The sequence below is a fragment of the Pseudomonas sp. TH34 genome (genome assembly GCF_016650865.1).
In the GTDB taxonomy this organism is placed as follows: Bacteria; Pseudomonadota; Gammaproteobacteria; order Pseudomonadales; family Pseudomonadaceae; genus Aquipseudomonas; species Aquipseudomonas yamanorum.
Genome location: NZ_JAEKFB010000012.1, coordinates 258,630 through 274,202, shown reverse-complemented (window position 1 = coordinate 274,202; position 15,573 = coordinate 258,630). Strand labels below are relative to the sequence as shown.

The 15,573-nt window shown below is 62.5% G+C and carries 10 protein-coding genes and 1 pseudogene; 1 reads left to right on the top strand and 10 read right to left on the bottom strand.

Going from position 1 to position 15,573, the window contains the following annotated elements; translation table 11 throughout:
- Nucleotides 1-26 precede the first annotated feature (26 nt).
- Nucleotides 27-935 carry a sugar kinase gene (locus JFU58_RS09430; protein WP_201140367.1) on the top strand — a complete coding sequence of 303 codons (909 nt, stop codon included), beginning with the start codon at nucleotides 27-29 and terminating at the stop codon, nucleotides 933-935.
- A gap of 125 nt (nucleotides 936-1,060) precedes the next feature.
- Here the strand turns inward: JFU58_RS09430 and JFU58_RS09425 are convergent.
- The 10 genes and pseudogenes from JFU58_RS09425 to JFU58_RS09380 form a co-directional block, all read right to left on the bottom strand.
- Nucleotides 1,061-1,351, bottom strand: a pseudogene (locus JFU58_RS09425) (peptidylprolyl isomerase); the annotation flags it as partial.
- A gap of 27 nt (nucleotides 1,352-1,378) precedes the next feature.
- Nucleotides 1,379-3,916, bottom strand: a complete 2,538-nt coding sequence (locus JFU58_RS09420) for a PAS domain-containing hybrid sensor histidine kinase/response regulator (protein ID WP_177026343.1) — start codon at nucleotides 3,914-3,916, stop codon at nucleotides 1,379-1,381.
- A gap of 135 nt (nucleotides 3,917-4,051) precedes the next feature.
- Nucleotides 4,052-6,010 (bottom strand): acetoacetate--CoA ligase, encoded by a 1,959-nt coding sequence (locus JFU58_RS09415; RefSeq protein ID WP_201140365.1) that lies wholly within the window; start codon nucleotides 6,008-6,010, stop codon nucleotides 4,052-4,054.
- A gap of 128 nt (nucleotides 6,011-6,138) precedes the next feature.
- Nucleotides 6,139-6,912, bottom strand: coding sequence for a 3-hydroxybutyrate dehydrogenase (locus JFU58_RS09410; protein ID WP_177026345.1), 774 nt, complete (start codon nucleotides 6,910-6,912; stop codon nucleotides 6,139-6,141).
- A 7-nt stretch (nucleotides 6,913-6,919) separates the two neighbouring features.
- Nucleotides 6,920-8,311, bottom strand: coding sequence for a GntP family permease (locus JFU58_RS09405; protein ID WP_201140363.1), 1,392 nt, complete (start codon nucleotides 8,309-8,311; stop codon nucleotides 6,920-6,922).
- A 295-nt stretch (nucleotides 8,312-8,606) separates the two neighbouring features.
- A complete protein-coding gene (locus tag JFU58_RS09400; protein WP_201140361.1) occupies nucleotides 8,607-10,004 on the bottom strand; it encodes a sigma-54 interaction domain-containing protein in 1,398 nt (465 codons plus the stop codon).
- Nucleotides 10,001-11,572 (bottom strand): ABC transporter ATP-binding protein, encoded by a 1,572-nt coding sequence (locus JFU58_RS09395; RefSeq protein WP_063029231.1) that lies wholly within the window; start codon nucleotides 11,570-11,572, stop codon nucleotides 10,001-10,003. The genes JFU58_RS09400 and JFU58_RS09395 overlap by 4 nt, the downstream gene beginning before the upstream one ends.
- A gap of 11 nt (nucleotides 11,573-11,583) precedes the next feature.
- Entirely contained in the window at nucleotides 11,584-12,606 is a 1,023-nt protein-coding gene (locus JFU58_RS09390) for an ABC transporter permease (protein ID WP_003208019.1), read from the bottom strand.
- Complete coding sequence (locus tag JFU58_RS09385; RefSeq protein ID WP_102369335.1) at nucleotides 12,606-13,667, bottom strand: microcin C ABC transporter permease YejB; 1,062 nt, start codon at nucleotides 13,665-13,667, stop codon at nucleotides 12,606-12,608. Before JFU58_RS09385 ends, JFU58_RS09390 begins: the two co-directional genes overlap by 1 nt.
- The gene (locus JFU58_RS09380; protein ID WP_063029235.1) at nucleotides 13,667-15,526 is read right to left on the bottom strand and encodes an extracellular solute-binding protein; all 1,860 of its coding nucleotides are present in this window, start codon (nucleotides 15,524-15,526) and stop codon (nucleotides 13,667-13,669) included. Before JFU58_RS09380 ends, JFU58_RS09385 begins: the two co-directional genes overlap by 1 nt.
- Between the last annotated feature and the right edge of the window lie 47 nt (nucleotides 15,527-15,573).

The following is a 15,573-nucleotide window of genomic DNA, read 5'->3' as shown; positions in this document are numbered from 1 at the left end:
CTCCAGTACATCGAGAGCCCCCAGACATGAACACACAACCGCGCATCGCCCTCATCGGCGAATGCATGATCGAACTGCAACACCGCGCCGACGGCAGCCTGCAACAAAGCTTCGGCGGCGACACCCTGAACGCCGCCGTCTACCTGCGCCGCGAGTTGGGTGAACCCAGCACCGTCGACTACGTCACCGCCCTGGGCGATGACAGTTTCAGCGACGCCATGTGCAAGCACTGGGCCGAAGAAGGCCTGGGCCTGGGTATGGTCCAGCGCCTGCCCGGGCGGTTGCCGGGGTTGTACTGCATCCAGACCGATGCCAACGGCGAGCGCAAATTCCTTTACTGGCGCAACGAAGCGGCCGTGCGCGACTGCTTCACCACGCCGGCGGCCGAGCCGATCCTGGCGGCTCTGGCGGCATACGACGTGGTGTATTTCAGCGGCATCACCCTGGCGGTACTGGGCGAAGTGGGCCGTGGGCGTTTGCTGGAAACCCTGATCGAAACCCGCCAGCGCGGCGGCAAGGTGGTGTTCGACAACAACTACCGGCCACGCCTGTGGGCCAGTGTGGACGCGGCGCGTGCGGCGTATCACAGGGTATTGGCCGAGGTGGACATTGCCTTGCTGACGGAAGATGACGAGCGCGCATTGTTTGGCTATGAGGACAGCGAGCAGGTGTTTGCGGCGTACCCAGACATTGCTGAGGTGGTGCTGAAGCGTGGGGCGGATGCGTGTTTGATTCGCTGTGAAGGTGAGCGATTCGAGGTGCCGGCGTTGGTGGTGGAGAAGGTGGACGACACCACGGCGGCGGGGGATTCGTTCAGTGCGGCGTATCTCGCCAGTCGGCTCAAGGGCGGCTCGCCGCAGGAAGCAGCCTTGGCCGGGCATCGGTTGGCGAGCCGGGTGATTCAGGTGCCGGGTGCTTTGATTCCGCGAGATTGAGGTGCCTGGCCGCCTGCGGCGGATCGCGGGCAAGCCCGGCTCCCACAGTTGACCGCATTATTGAGAGAGAACTCGGTCAACTGTGGGAGCTGGCTTGCCTGCGATAGCGGTCTAAAGCCCACCGCTCAATCCCGGTAAAACACCTGCACCAAGTGATACCCAAACTTGCTCTTGATCGGCCCATGAACCACCTTCACAGGCTTCTTGAAGATCACCGCATCAATCACCCCCACCATCTGCCCCGGTCGCACTTCACCCAAATCACCGCCGCGCTTGGCAGACGGGCAGGTGGAGTACTTCTTGGCCAACACGTCAAACGCTTCGCCCTTGGCAATACGCTGCTTGAGTTGTTCGGCTTCCTCACTGGTTTTCACCAGAATGTGACGGGCTTGGGCTTTCATTGATCGGTCCTGATGTGAAACGGCGCGCGATTATGCCTGAAGTCAGGCCTCTGAGCTGATCATGCTGCGGATTTTGTTAGCCAGCAGGTCAATCGAAAACGGCTTGGCCACCATGTCCATGCCTTCCTCCAGGAACCCCTGGCGCTCGGCGGCTTTCTCGGCGTAACCGGTCATGAACAGCACCTTGAGTGCCGGCCGGTGTTGCCGGGCGATTTCGGCCAATTGCCGACCATTCATTCCCGGCAAGCCCACATCGGTCACCAGCAAATCCACCCGCAGGTCGGACTCCAGCAACGGCAATGCCGCCCGCGCATCGGCGGCCTGATGCGCGGTATAGCCCAGTTCACCCAGCACATTCACCACCAGCATCCGTACCGCCGCGTCATCCTCGACCACCACCACCGCTTCACCCGCCAGGGCCACCGGGGCTTCACCGTGGCTGGCGGGCACGGTGCGTTCCAGTGCAGTGCCATGCAGGCGCGGCAGGTACAACCGCACACAAGTGCCCTGGCCCGGCTGGCTTTCAATGGTCACGTGCCCGCCGGATTGCTGGGCAAACCCATAGATCATCGACAACCCGAGGCCGGTGCCCTGGCCGATAGGCTTGGTGGTGAAGAACGGGTCGAAAGCCTTGGCGAGAATCTTCGCGGTCATGCCGGCGCCGTTGTCGCTCACGCCAAGCATCACATAGTCGCCGGCCTTGACCGGCTCCAGGGTGGTGATGTCGGTGCCGTCGAGGTAGCTGTTGGCGGTCTCGATGCACAATTGCCCGCCGTCGGGCATCGCATCGCGGGCGTTGATCACCAGGTTGAGCAGGGCGTTTTCCAGCTGGCTGGCGTCGGTGTTCACCGGCCACACGTCGGTGCCCAGTTGCACCTTGAGTTCGATGTGCGCGCCCTTGGTACGGCGGAACAGGTCCTCCAGGGACGCCACCAACTGATTCGGGTCTACCGGCTTGGGGTCCAGGGATTGGCGGCGGGAGAACGCCAGCAGGCGGTGGGTCAGCGCAGCGGCACGATGAGCCGAGGACACCGCGGCGTCGGTGAAGCGGCCGATCTCGTCGCTGCGTCCGGCAGCGATGTAGCGTTGCATCAGGTCCAGGCTGCCGATGATCCCGGTGAGCATGTTGTTGAAGTCATGGGCGATGCCGCCGGTGAGCTGGCCGACCGCTTCCATCTTCTGGGCATGGCGCAGGGCGTCTTCGGCACGCTCACGCTCGAACATCTCGTTTTGCAGGCGCTGGTTGGCTTCGGCCAGGGCCTGGGTGCGTTGGTTGACGCGCTCTTCGAGGTTTTCGTTGAGGTGACGCAGGGCTTCTTCGGTCAGTTTGCGCTCGGTCTCGTCGATCACAAAAATGTAGAAACCGTTGACTGAACCGTCAGCGCTGAAACGCGGCAGGTACTTCATCAGCGCGTGGCGGGGTCGGCCGTCATGGTGCGGCGTGACGGTGACAAAACTGCAAGCCTTGCCCTTGAGCGCCGCCTCGATCTTGTCGACGCGCCCGGCATAGATCTCGTCGCCCACGACTTCGCGGATCGTCTTGCCGTACAGCTCCTGCGGGGTCATGCCGTACCAGTCCAGGTAGGCACTGTTGTTCAGGCGAAAACGCTGCTCGTGGTCGACATAGCCGATCAGCACCGGCATGGCGTTGATGATCAACTGCAGCTCGGTCTGGCTTTGGCGCAGGGCCTGCTCAGTGTGCTTGCGTTCGGTCAGGTCGAGGGCGGCGCCGAGAAAACGTGCCGGTCGGCCATGGTGATCCTTGTAGCAACGGCCCCGGGCAAACACCCAGCGTACTTCACCGTCGGCCTGCAGCAGGCGGTATTCCTCGGCGTATTCGGTGCCGTGGGTGATGCAATGCTTGATGCTGCGGGCCACCATGCCACGGTCTTCGGGGTGCACGCCTTGCAGGTAGTCGCTGATGGGCAGCAGGCCGGCATCGCAGGGGTCAACCCCATGCAGTTGGGCGAAATGTGCATCGGCGATAAACCGGTCTTCGCCAATGTCCCAGTCCCAGGTGCCCACGGCGTCGGTGGCGGCCAGGGCCAGTTGCAGGCGCTGTTCGGTATCGCGCTGGGCCCTGAGGCTGTTTTCGGTGCGCTGCTGGAGTTCCAGGGCGATGCGCCGGCGCTCGTTGGTTTCGATGGCGGTGATCAGGATTCCGGCGACCTCACCACGCTCGTCGCGGATCGGGCTGTAGGTCAGGTCGAGCCAGATCTCGGTGTCGCGGTGATTGCGTTGCAGCACGAAACGCTGCTCGGTGAACGTGCGCACCTGGCCCGCGAAGACGGCGCTGTAGATCGGGTCGGTGAAGGGCTTGAGTTCCGGCCAGATCAGGTCGGCAGGCTGGCCAAAGGCGCCAGGGTGCTTGTTGCCGGCCAGCATTGCGAAGCCGTCATTGTAGATCTGGGTGAGTTCGGCACCCCACAACAATAGCATCGGCATGGGTGAATGGATCACGATGTCGACGGCTGTGCGGAGGCTTTGCGGCCAATCAATGGCGTCACCGAGGGGGCTTCGTGCCCAGTCCAGCCGCGCAATCAGTGCTGCGGCCTCGCTGCCGGTGGGTGATACGTTCATGAAAATGCCCTGCGCGTAACGCTTGAAGAATGACAAAAGCCGATTATCCCGCGAGGAGTGATCGGCTTTCCACCCTCGAAAAATAGCATGCTTGAGGGTTTTGTCTTCAAATGAGTGCTGAAGGGCTAAAACGTTTCATCTTTCTGCCAGCTCCGGGCGATCACGAAATTGCTCCAGTGCCTCGGGGTTGGCCAGGGCGTCGGTGTTCTTCACCGCCTCGCCATGCACCACGTTGCGCACCGCCAGTTCGACGATCTTGCCGCTGATGGTGCGCGGGATATCCGTCACCGCGAGGATCTTCGCCGGCACGTGGCGCGGCGTGGTGTTGGCGCGGATCACTTGGCGGATCTGCTGCTCCAAGGCGTCATCCAGCTCCACGCCGTCGCTGAGCCGCACAAACAGCACCACCCGTACGTCATCCTGCCAGCGTTGGCCGATGGCCAGGCTTTCCAGGACCTGCGGCACTTTTTCCACCTGGCGATAAATCTCTGCGGTGCCGATGCGCACGCCGCCGGGGTTGAGCACCGCGTCCGAGCGGCCATGGATCAGCAGGCTGCCATTGGGCCGTTGTTCGGCGTAGTCGCCTTGGGCCCACACGCCGGGAAACTGGCTGAAATACGAGGCCCGCAGTTTTTCCTGGTGCGGGTCATTCCACAGGCCGATGGGCATCGCCGGGAAGTGCCGGGTGCACACCAGTTCGCCTTTTTCGCCTATCAGCGGGCGACCTTTGTCGTCCCAGACTTCGATGGCCATTGCCAGGCTCTTGCACTGCATCTCGCCACGCCGCACCGGCAGCACCGGGTTGCCGATCACAAAGCAGGAGACGATGTCGGTGCCGCCGGACATCGACGACAGGCACAGCTCCGGCTTGATCTCGCGGTACACGTAGTCGTAGCTCTGGGGCGACAGCGGCGAGCCGGTGGAGATCAAGCCCTTGAGGCTGCCCAGGTCGTGACTCAGGCGCGGTTGCAGCCCGGCCTTTTTCAGGGTGGCGAGGAACTTCGGGCTGGTGCCGAACACGCTGATTTTTTCCTGGTCGATCAAGTCCATCAAGCGTTCCGGCCCCGGGTGAAACGGTGAGCCGTCATACAGCACCGCCGTGGCGCCGATGGCCAGCACCGACACCAGCCAGTTCCACATCATCCAGCCGCAGGTGGTGTAGTAGAACAGGCAGTCATCCCGCGACAGGTCGGCGTGCAGGCCGTGTTCCTTGAGGTGCGTGAGCAGTACGCCGCCCGTGCCGTGGATGATGCACTTGGGCACGCCGGTGGTGCCGCTGGAATAGAGGATGTACAGCGGATGATCGAAGGGCACGGCGACGAAATCGGGTTCGCCGCCGGGGCTGTAGAAGTCGTCCCAGAGCGCGATGTTGGCCCGAGTCTGATAATCCTCGGGACGCGCCTGCGGGCGGGCATACGGCACGATGATCAGCTGTTGCAGGGACGGCAGCCGCTCGAGGATTTCATTGAGCTTGCTGCTTTGGTCGATGACCTTGCCGGCATACCGGTAACCGGCGCAGGTGATCAGCACCTTGGGTTCGATCTGGCCGAAGCGGTCAATCACGCCTTGGGTACCGAAGTCCGGCGAAGAGCACGACCAGATGGCCCCGAGGCTGGTGGTGGCGAGCATGCCCACCAGGGTTTGCCAGGTGTTGGGCATGCACGCGGCCACCCGGTCACCGACGCCCACACCGGCCCCCCGCAGGCTGCGTTGCAGGCCGGCGACGTGGCGGGCCAGTTCGGCATAGGTCAGTTGTTCGCGCTGGCCGTCTTCGCTGATGGCGACCACCGCAGGATGATCGTCGCGACGGCGCAGCAGGTGTTCGGCAAAGTTCAGGGTAGCGCCGGGAAACCACTGGGCGCTGGGCATCTCGGCGTCTTCGATCAGTACCGCGCTCGGTGGCGTGCGGAACTGCACGTCGAAGAACTCGACGATGGACTGCCAGAAGTCCGGGCGCTGGTCGATGCTCCATTGGTGCAGGGCCGGGTAGTCGCTGATTTGCAAGGCGTGGCGATCATTGATGAAGCGTCGGAACTGGTCCATCCGGGTGTTGTGGATGCGTTCGGGGGAGGGTTGCCAGAGTATTTCGGACATAGGTGAGTCTCTCTCGTTCCCACGCTCCGCGTGGGAATGCCTCATTGGACGCTCTGCGTCCGCTCTTGGGACGCGGAGCGTCCCGGGCTGCATTCCCACGCGGAGCGTGGGAACGATCAAATCGTCGTTTACTGGGCCAGCCAGCCGCCGTCGATATTCCACGCCGCGCCCCGCACCTGGCTGCCGGCTTCACTGCACAGGAACAGCACCAGCTCACCCAATTGCGGCGGCGTCACGAACTCCAGGGACGGCTGCTTCTCCGCCAGCAAGTCATGTTGTGCCTGCTGCGGATCAACCCCGGTGGCGATGCGATCATCAATCTGCTTCTGCACCAGCGGCGTCAACACCCAGCCCGGGCAGATGGCATTACAAGTGACATTACTCTGGGCGGTTTCCAGGCCCACCACCTTGGTCAACCCGATCACCCCGTGCTTGGCAGCGACGTAAGCCGCCTTACCCACCGAACCCACCAGCCCATGCACCGAGGCGATATTGACGATCCGCCCCCAGCCCTTGGCCTTCATCCCCGGCAGGCTCAACCGCGTGCTGTGGAACACCGATGACAGGTTGATCGCAATGATCGAATCCCAGCGCTCCACCGGGAACTCGTCCACCGGCGCCACATGCTGGATCCCGGCGTTGTTCACCAGAATGTCGATGCCGCCAAACTCGCGCTCGGCGTAGGCGATCATCTCGGCGATCTGCGCCGGGTCGCTGACGTCCGCCGGGTGATGCCCCACCTTGCCACCGAAGGCCTGCACCTGGGCGATCACCGCGCTGGCGTCGCCGAAGCCGTTGAGGATCAGGTTGGCGCCGGCCTTGGCCAGGCTCAGGGCGATGCCCAGGCCGATGCCGCTGGTGGAGCCGGTGACCAGGGCGGTCTTGCCGTTCAATGTCGTCATATCAACCTCACACAATGCCGGTGGCGTAGAAAGTACCAATCACCACGAACACCGCGAGGGTCTTGATGATCGTGATGCCGAAAATATCTTTATAGGCTTCGCGGTGGGTCAGCCCGGTGACCGCCAGCAACGTGATCACGGCGCCGTTGTGGGGCAGGGTGTCCATGCCGCCGCTGGCCATGGCCGCGACCCGGTGCAGTACTTCAAGAGGGATATTGGCCGCATGGGCTGCTGAAATAAAGCTCTCCGACATGGCCGCCAGCGCAATGCTCATGCCGCCCGAGGCGGAACCGGTGATACCGGCCAGCAGGGTCACGGTAATCGCCTCGTTGACCAGTGGGTTGGGAATGCCCTTGAGCCAGTCCGCCAGCACCAGGAAGCCCGGCAGCGACGCGATCACCGCACCAAAACCGTATTCCGAAGCGGTGTTCATCGCCGCCAGCAATGCACCGCTGACCGCGCTCTTGCTGCCCTCGGCGAGCTTGCTGCGAATCGCCGAGAAGCCGAATACCAGCACCACGATAATCCCCACCAGCAACGCCGCCTGCACTGCCCAGATCGCCGTAAGCTTGGCGACTTCGGTCTGCACCGGCACGCTCATGCCCGGCAGGCTGAGGGTGTGGGTCTTGCCGTACCACAGCGGAATCCAGTGGGTGAACAGCAGGTTCATGATGCCCACCAGCAGCAGCGGCGACAGGGCGATCCATGGGTTGGGCAGCTTGATGTCTTCGGCGGTCTCCGGCTCGTTGCGCAGGTTGGTGCCATAGCCTTCACCGGCCCGCTGAGCCTTGTTGCGCTGGCGGGCGAGGTACAGCATGCCGACGCAGAACACGAAGAGGGTGCCGATCAGCCCCAGCCACGGCGCAGCCCAGGCGGTGGTGTTGAAGAAGGTGCTGGGGATGATGTTCTGGATCTGCGGCGTGCCGGGCAGGGCGTCCATGGTGAACGAGAACGCACCGAGGGCGATGGTCGCCGGCAGCAGGCGCTTGGGGATATTGCTCTGGCGGAACATCTCGGCGGCAAACGGGTACACCGCGAACACCACCACAAACAGCGACACGCCGCCGTAGGTCAGCAGGGCGCACACCAGCACGATCACCAGCATCGCCTGGCGGGTGCCGAGCAAGCGGATCGCGGCGGCGACGATGGAGCGCGAGAAGCCGGAGATTTCAATCAGCTTGCCGAACACCGCGCCGAGCAGGAATACCGGGAAATACAGTTTCAGGAAGCCGACCATCTTCTCCATGAACACCCCGGTGAAGGCGGGCGCGACAGCGGAAGGGTCGGTGAGCAGCACAGCGCCGAGGGCGGCGATGGGGGCAAACAGGATGACGCTGTAGCCACGGTAGGCGGCCAGCATCAGCAGCGCCAGGGCTGCGAGGGCAATGATCACACTCATGGTGTGTCTCCATCTGATTGTTATTTTTGTGGGGTGAGGCGGTGGAGAAGGGCTATAGCGAGATGTGTGCCAAGTGGTTAACTTGTTGATATATATAGAGAAATTATTGACCTGTGAATGTGTTCTCAAGTTTTGTCCCGAATTTGAGACTGTTGGAGATCAAATGTGGGAGCGGGCTTGCTCGCGAATGCGGTGTATCAGGCAGTAATTCATGCACTGACACACCGCATTCGCGAGCAAGCCCGCTCTCACATTGGATTTTCTCTGTATTTGGAATTATGTCTCTGTTTTGAGACTAGGCGATGCCCAGCGCGACCATCTTCTTGTACAAGGTCGACCGGCCAAGCCCCAGCCGCTTCGCCGCCTCAACCACATTCCCCTCACACTGCTTCAACGCCGCCCCAATCACCTGCCGATCAAACCGCTCCCTGGCCGCACTGAAACTCTCGCCCTCAACGGTCTCTACCGAACGGTGCTCAACCGGACTGAACGTACCAATTGCCGCGCGAATTTCACGGGCATCCAGCACCAGGTCATCACTCAACAACGCCGCCCGCTCCAGTACATTGCGCAGTTCGCGGATATTCCCCGGCCATGCGTGCCGCGCCAGCAGCGCCAACGCTTCCCGGTCCAGCTCGTGCTGGCTGCGCAACTCCTCCAGGATCGCCTCACTCAATGCCGGCAAATCATCCAGTCGTGCGCGCAACGGCGGTACCTGGATCGGCAGCACATTCAGGCGGTAATACAGGTCCGCCCGAAATTCCCCGCGCTTGATCGCCGCTTCCAGGTCCATCGACGTGGCGGCAATCACCCGCACATCGCTGTGGATCATCTCGTTGGAGCCCACTGGCTCGAACTCTTTCTCCTGCAACACCCGCAGCAATTTGCTTTGCAGCGGTAGCGGCATGTCGCCGATCTCATCGAGAAACAGCGTGCCGCCCTGGGCAATCTGCAACTTGCCGGGACGGCCCTTGCGGTCGGCGCCGGTAAACGCGCCCGGTGCGGTGCCAAAGAATTCGGCTTCCAGTAAATCATGGGGAATCGCCGCGCTGTTGATGCTCACAAAGGCTTTGTGCGCCCGAGGCGATGCACCGTGAATCGCCTGGGCCAGCAGTTCCTTGCCGGTCCCGGTTTCCCCCAGCAGTAACACCGGCGAGTCCGCGCTGGCACTGCGCCGCGCCCGGCGTTTGACTTCCAGGCTGGCCGCGCTGGTGCCGATAAAGTGCGCGAAGTTGTACTTGCTTTGCCGTGACCTCAGCAACGACCGGGTGGACGCCAGTTCCTGCTGCATGCTCAGGTAGCGCTCGATCAGCGGCGACAGGTTGCGCAGCTCATCAAACAACGCAAACCCGATGGCGCCGATCACCTTGCCGGCGTCGTCATGGATCGGCAGGCGCATCACCACCAGCGGGCCTTTGGGCGTGTCCTGGATATCCAGCAATATCGGCTGGTCGTTACGTACCACCTGGCGCAGCAGGCTGTTGGAAATCACCTGCTCGCACGGCTGGCCGATGGCCTCGTCGGCGCTTTTCAGGCCGAAGCGCTTGGCGTAACGCTCGTTCATCCAGACGATGTTGGCGTCACCGTCGACAATCACCGTGCCTTCGCTGGACTGCTCGATGATCTCGAACAACGACTGGATCGCCAGGCCACGAACGTATTGGTAATCCTTGAGGCTGCCGCTGGTGTTCATGGATGCGCCGCCGCGAGGAGTTCCTGGGTGTAGGGGTGTTGAGGCGCGGCAAACACTTCGTCGCTCGGCCCGCGCTCCACCACCTTGCCGTCCTTGATCACGATCATGTCGTGGGCCAGGGCCCGCACCACTGCCAGGTCGTGACTGATAAACAGGTAAGTCAGGCCGTATTTTTCCTGCAGCTCAAGCAGCAGGGCGACCACTTGTTTCTGCACGGTACGGTCCAGCGCCGAGGTGGGTTCGTCCAGCAGAATCAACGCCGGTTTGAGTACCAAAGCCCGGGCGATGGCGATGCGTTGGCGCTGGCCGCCGGAGAATTCGTGGGGGTAGCGATGGCGGCTGGCGGGGTCCAGGCCGACATCTTCCAGCACGCGGATCACTTGGGCTTCGCGGTCCTTGAGGCTGCACGGGGCATGCACTTCGAGGCCTTCGCTGATGATCTGCGCCACCGACATCCGCGGGCTGAGGCTACCGAACGGGTCCTGGAACACCACCTGCATCTGCTTGCGCCACGGCTGCATCTGCTTTTGCGTCAGGCCTTCGAGAGCCTCGCCCTGGAAGCGAATCGTGCCGCTGGAATCCAGCAGCCGCAGAATCGCCTGGCCCAGTGTGGATTTGCCCGAGCCGGACTCGCCGACAATCCCCAAGGTCTTGCCGCGCTGCACCGTCAGGCTGATGCCGTCCACCGCTTGCAGGTACTGCTTGCGCCGGAACAGTCCGCCGCCCAGCGGGAACTGCACGCTCAGGTCATCCACCTGCAACACCGTCTCCCGCGCCTCGTGATTCAAGACGATGCCTGCCGGTTCAGCATCCAGCAGCAGGCGGCTGTAAGGGTGTTTGGGGGCGCAGAACAGGGTTTCGCAATCTGCCTGCTCGACAATCTCCCCGGCCTTCATGACGCACACCCGCTGGGCAATGCTGCGCACCAGGTTGAGGTCGTGGCTGATCAGCAGCAACGACATGCCCAGGCGTTGTTGCAGGGACTTGAGCAGCAGCAGGATCTTGCGCTGCACTGTCACATCCAGCGCGGTGGTCGGTTCGTCGGCGATCAACAGTTCCGGCTCGCAGGCCAGGGCCATGGCGATCATCACCCGCTGGCGCTGGCCGCCGGAGAGTTGATGGGGGTAGGCCTTGAGGCGTTCCTGGGGCTTCTGGATGCCCACCAGTTCCAGCAATTCAAGGATCCGCGCCTGGGCTTGCTTGCCACCCAGGCCCTTGTGCAGCAGCAGGGTTTCGCCGATTTGCTTCTCGATGCTGTGCAGCGGATTCAGGGAAGTCATCGGCTCCTGGAAGATCATCGCAATCCGGTTGCCCCGCAGCTTTTGCAGGGTCGCGGGTGAGGCGCCGAGCAGTTCCTGGCCGCGATAACGCACTGAACCGGTGGTTTCGGTGCCGGCTTCGGGGAGCAATTGCAGGATCGAATGGGCGGTCACCGACTTGCCCGACCCCGACTCGCCCACCAGCGCCAGGCACTCGCCGGGGCGCACGTCCAGGCACAGGTTGCGCACCACGGTCTGGCCGTTGAAGGCGACGCTCAGATCGCGAATCTCGATCAGGTTTTCAGTCATCTCAGGGCCCTTCATGAGCGTGGGTCGAAGGCGTCACGCAACGCCTCGCCGATAAACACCAGCAACGACAGAATCAGCGCCAGGGTGAAAAATGCAGTCAGCCCCAGCCATGGCGCTTGCAGGTTCTGCTTGCCCTGGGCGATCAGCTCGCCCAGTGACGCGCTGCCGGCGGGCATACCGAAGCCGAGGAAATCCAGGGCGCTCAAGGTAGAAATCGCCCCGGTCAGAATGAACGGCAAGTAACTCAGGGTGGCGGTCATCGCGTTCGGCAGGATATGCCGGCGGATGATCTTGCCGTCCCCCAGCCCCAGGGCCCGCGCGGCCTTGACGTACTCCAGGTTGCGCCCTCGCAGGAACTCGGCGCGCACCACGTCCACCAGGGCCAGCCACGAAAACAGCGCCATGATCCCCAGCAACCACCAGAAATTCGGCTCGACAAACCCCGACAGGATGATCAGCAAATACAGCACCGGCAGGCCGGACCACACTTCCAATATTCGTTGCCCGAGCAAGTCAACCCAGCCGCCGTAGTAACCCTGCAACGCCCCGGCGGCGATGCCGATGGCAGCGCTGATGGCGGTGAGGGCCAGGGCAAACAGGATGGATACTCGTGCGCCGAAGATCACCCGCGCCAGTACGTCGCGGGATTGGTCGTCGGTGCCCAGCCAGTTCACGCTCGATGGCGGGCTGGGGGCAGGACGGGTCAGTTCGTAGTTGGGGGTGTCGTCGCTGAACGGGATCGGCGGGAACAGCATCCAGCCGCCGTCCTTCTTGATCAGGTTCTGTACGTATTCACTGCGGTAATCCGCCTGGAAGGGCAGTTGCCCGCCGAACTCCTGCTCGGTGTAGCGCTTGAACACCGGGAAATACAGTTCGTTCTGGTAGCTGAGCACCAAGGGTTTGTCATTGGCGATCAACTCGCCGCCGAGGGTCAGGATAAACAGGCCGATAAACAGCCACAGCGACCACCAGCCGCGACGGTTTTTCTTGAAGCGTTCAAAGCGCCGGCGGGCCACGGGAGAGAGCTTGAGCATCAGGCGTTCCTCGCGGCGAAGTCGATACGCGGGTCCACCAGGGTGTAGCAGAGGTCACCGATGAGTTTTATCAAGAGGCCAAACAGCGTGAAGATAAACAGCGAACCGAACACCACCGGATAGTCCCGTGAAACCGCCGCTTCGTAGCTCATGCGGCCCAGGCCATCCAGGGAGAAAATCACCTCGATCAGCAGCGAACCGGCAAAGAACACCGCGATAAATGCCTGGGGAATCCCCGAAATCACCAGCAGCATGGCATTGCGAAACACATGCCCGTACAGCACCCGGCGTTCACTCAAACCTTTGGCTCGGGCGGTGACCACGTACTGGCGGGTGATTTCATTGAGGAACGAGTTTTTGGTGAGGATGGTCAAGGTGGCGAAGCCGCCGATCACCAGGGCGCTGACCGGCAGTACCAGGTGCCAGAAGTAATCGGCGATCTTGCCGACGGTGCTCAACTGGTCGAAGTCTTCCGAGACCAGCCCGCGCACGGGGAACCAGTTCAACGAGGTGCCGCCGGCGAAGACCACGATCAGGAACATCGCAAACAGAAACGCCGGCATCGCATACCCAATCACGATCGCGGTGCTGCTCCACACATCGAAACTGCTGCCATGGCGCACCGCCTTGCGAATCCCCAGCGGGATCGACACCAGGTAGGTGATCAAGGTGGCCCACAGGCCGAGGGAAATGGTCACCGGCATCTTTTCCAGGATCAGGTCGGTCACGCTTTTGCCGCGGAAGAAACTGTTGCCGAAATCCAGTTGGGCATAGCTCTTGAGCATCAGCCACAGGCGTTCCGGCGCGGGCTTGTCGAAGCCGTATTGTTTTTCGATGTCCTTGATCAGTTTCGGGTCCAGGCCACGGCTGGCCCGTGAGCCGCTGCTGAGGCTTTCGGCAGACGAGCCGCCGACGCCACCGCCACCGATGCCTTGCAGGTGGGCAATGGCCTGTTCCACCGGCCCGCCGGGCGCGGCCTGCACGATAACGAAGTTCACCAGCAGGATAATCACCAGGGTGGGAATGATCAGCAGCAAGCGCCGCACGATATAGGCAAACATCAGCGGGCTCCCGGGCGTTTGGTCAGTTCGGCTTTCATCTGTTCATTGGTCAGCGGCGTGGGGCTGATTTCCCACCAGGTTTCCAGGGCCTCATCGGTCTTGGCTTCCACGGCCGGGCGGCCGAAGCGGTTCCACCACGCGGCGGAGGTGCCCGGCGGGTAGTAGTTGGGAATCCACAGGTAATTCCATTGCAGCACGCGGTCCAGGGCGTGGGCGTAACTGAGCATCTGCGACTGGGTGTTGGCCTTGACCAGGCCGTTGATCAGGCTGTCCACGGCTGGGTCCTTGAGGACCATGTAGTTGTTGGCGCCGGTATCAAACGCGGCGGCCGAGCCAAAGTAGTTGTACAACTCCATCCCCGGCGAGGTGGTGACCGGGAAACCGGTGACAATCATGTCGTAGTCCCGGGCCATCAGGCGGTTGACGTATTGCGAGGAGTCAATACGGCGGATATTGAGGGTGATGCCGATCTGCGCCAGGTTGCGTTTGTACGGCAACAACAGGCGCTCAAGGCCGTTCTGGGCGTTGAGGAAGGTGAACTCCAGCGGCTCTCCTTCGGCATTTACCAGTTTGTCGCCGTCGGGTTTCCAGCCAGCCTGTTCCAGCAGGGCCAGGGCTTGCAGTTGCTTGTCGCGGATCATCCCGGTGCCGTCAGTGGTGGGGGCCTTGAACACCTGGGTGAAGACTTCGTCGGGAATCTGCCCGCGCAAAGGTTCCAGAATCGCCAGTTCCTGGGCATCCGGCAGTTGAGTCGCCGCCAGCGGGCTATTGGAGAAGAAGCTTTGCTGGCGGATGTACATGTTGCGCATCATCTGCCGGTTGGCCCACTCGAAGTCCCACAGCATGGCCAGGGCCTGGCGCACGCGGCGGTCCTTGAACATTGGCTTTTGCACGTTGAACACGTAACCCTGGGCCGGTTGCGGCGCCTCTTTGGCCAGGTGCGCGCGCTGCAGGCGACCATCGTCGAGGGCCGGGCCGTTGTAGCCGATGGAGTAGCCGGTGGCAGAGAATTCGCGGTTGAAGTCGTAGGCTCCGCCCCGCAGGACCTGGCGCGCCACTTCGGTGTCGCCGAAGTATTCCAGGCTCAAGTGATCGAAGTTGTACAAGCCACGGCTGATGGGCAGGTCCTTGCCCCACCAGTTCGGGTCACGCTTGAAGGTGATGGTGTTGCCGGCATCCACCTTGCTGATGGTGTAGGGGCCGCTGCCGAGGGGAATCTCGTAGCCGCCGCCGTCGGCAAAGTTGCGGGTCTTCCACCAATGCTCGGGGAACACCGGCAGGGTGGCGACATCCAGGGGCAGGGTGCGGTTTTCGTTGCTGGAGAAGTCGAAGCGTACCTGGCGCGGGCCTTCGACTTCGACGTGTTTGACGTCGGCGAACAGCGTGCGGTAGCGCAGGCTGCCCTGGGTCATCAGCAGGTCGAAGGTGTAGCGCACGTCTTCGGCGGTGATCGGCTGGCCATCGGCGAAACGGGCCTTGGGGTTCAGGTAAAAACGCAGGGACAGACCGTCGTCTGACCGCTCCATCTTTTCCGCCACCAGGCCGTAGACCGTGTAGGGCTCATCCAGGGAACGCTGGGCCAGGGGCGAATACAGCCAACCGTCGACCTGGCTGACGCCGATGCCTTTGTCGCCATAGGGCAATACATGGTCGTAGCGCCCGATTTCGATCGCTGAACGCCGCAAGCTGCCGCCCTTGGGGGCATTGGGGTTGGCGTAGTCGAAATGAGTGAACCCGGGTTGGTATTTGGCCGGTTCGCCGTACACGGTCAGTGCCGATTGCGGCGCGGCGATCACGGCGGTGCTGGCCAGCAATAGGGCCAGGGTGGAGCAAAACAGGGTAGAAAAAGCGACTCGCATTATCAGCCTTGGGCGCCGGGTGAAGAGGTAAGGGGATTTGTACGCTA

Coding starts and splice junctions, on each gene's coding strand:
- JFU58_RS09405 (WP_201140363.1), bottom strand. CDS start 8,311: ATGAGTGTGATCATTGCCCTCGCAGCCCTGGCGCTGCTGATGCTGGCC.
- JFU58_RS09400 (WP_201140361.1), bottom strand. CDS start 10,004: ATGAACACCAGCGGCAGCCTCAAGGATTACCAATACGTTCGTGGCCTG.
- JFU58_RS09410 (WP_177026345.1), bottom strand. CDS start 6,912: ATGACGACATTGAACGGCAAGACCGCCCTGGTCACCGGCTCCACCAGC.
- JFU58_RS09390 (WP_003208019.1), bottom strand. CDS start 12,606: ATGCTCAAGCTCTCTCCCGTGGCCCGCCGGCGCTTTGAACGCTTCAAG.
- JFU58_RS09395 (WP_063029231.1), bottom strand. CDS start 11,572: ATGACTGAAAACCTGATCGAGATTCGCGATCTGAGCGTCGCCTTCAAC.
- JFU58_RS09420 (WP_177026343.1), bottom strand. CDS start 3,916: ATGAACGTATCACCCACCGGCAGCGAGGCCGCAGCACTGATTGCGCGG.
- JFU58_RS09380 (WP_063029235.1), bottom strand. CDS start 15,526: ATGCGAGTCGCTTTTTCTACCCTGTTTTGCTCCACCCTGGCCCTATTG.
- JFU58_RS09415 (WP_201140365.1), bottom strand. CDS start 6,010: ATGTCCGAAATACTCTGGCAACCCTCCCCCGAACGCATCCACAACACC.
- JFU58_RS09430 (WP_201140367.1), top strand. CDS start 27: ATGAACACACAACCGCGCATCGCCCTCATCGGCGAATGCATGATCGAA.
- JFU58_RS09385 (WP_102369335.1), bottom strand. CDS start 13,667: ATGTTTGCCTATATCGTGCGGCGCTTGCTGCTGATCATTCCCACCCTG.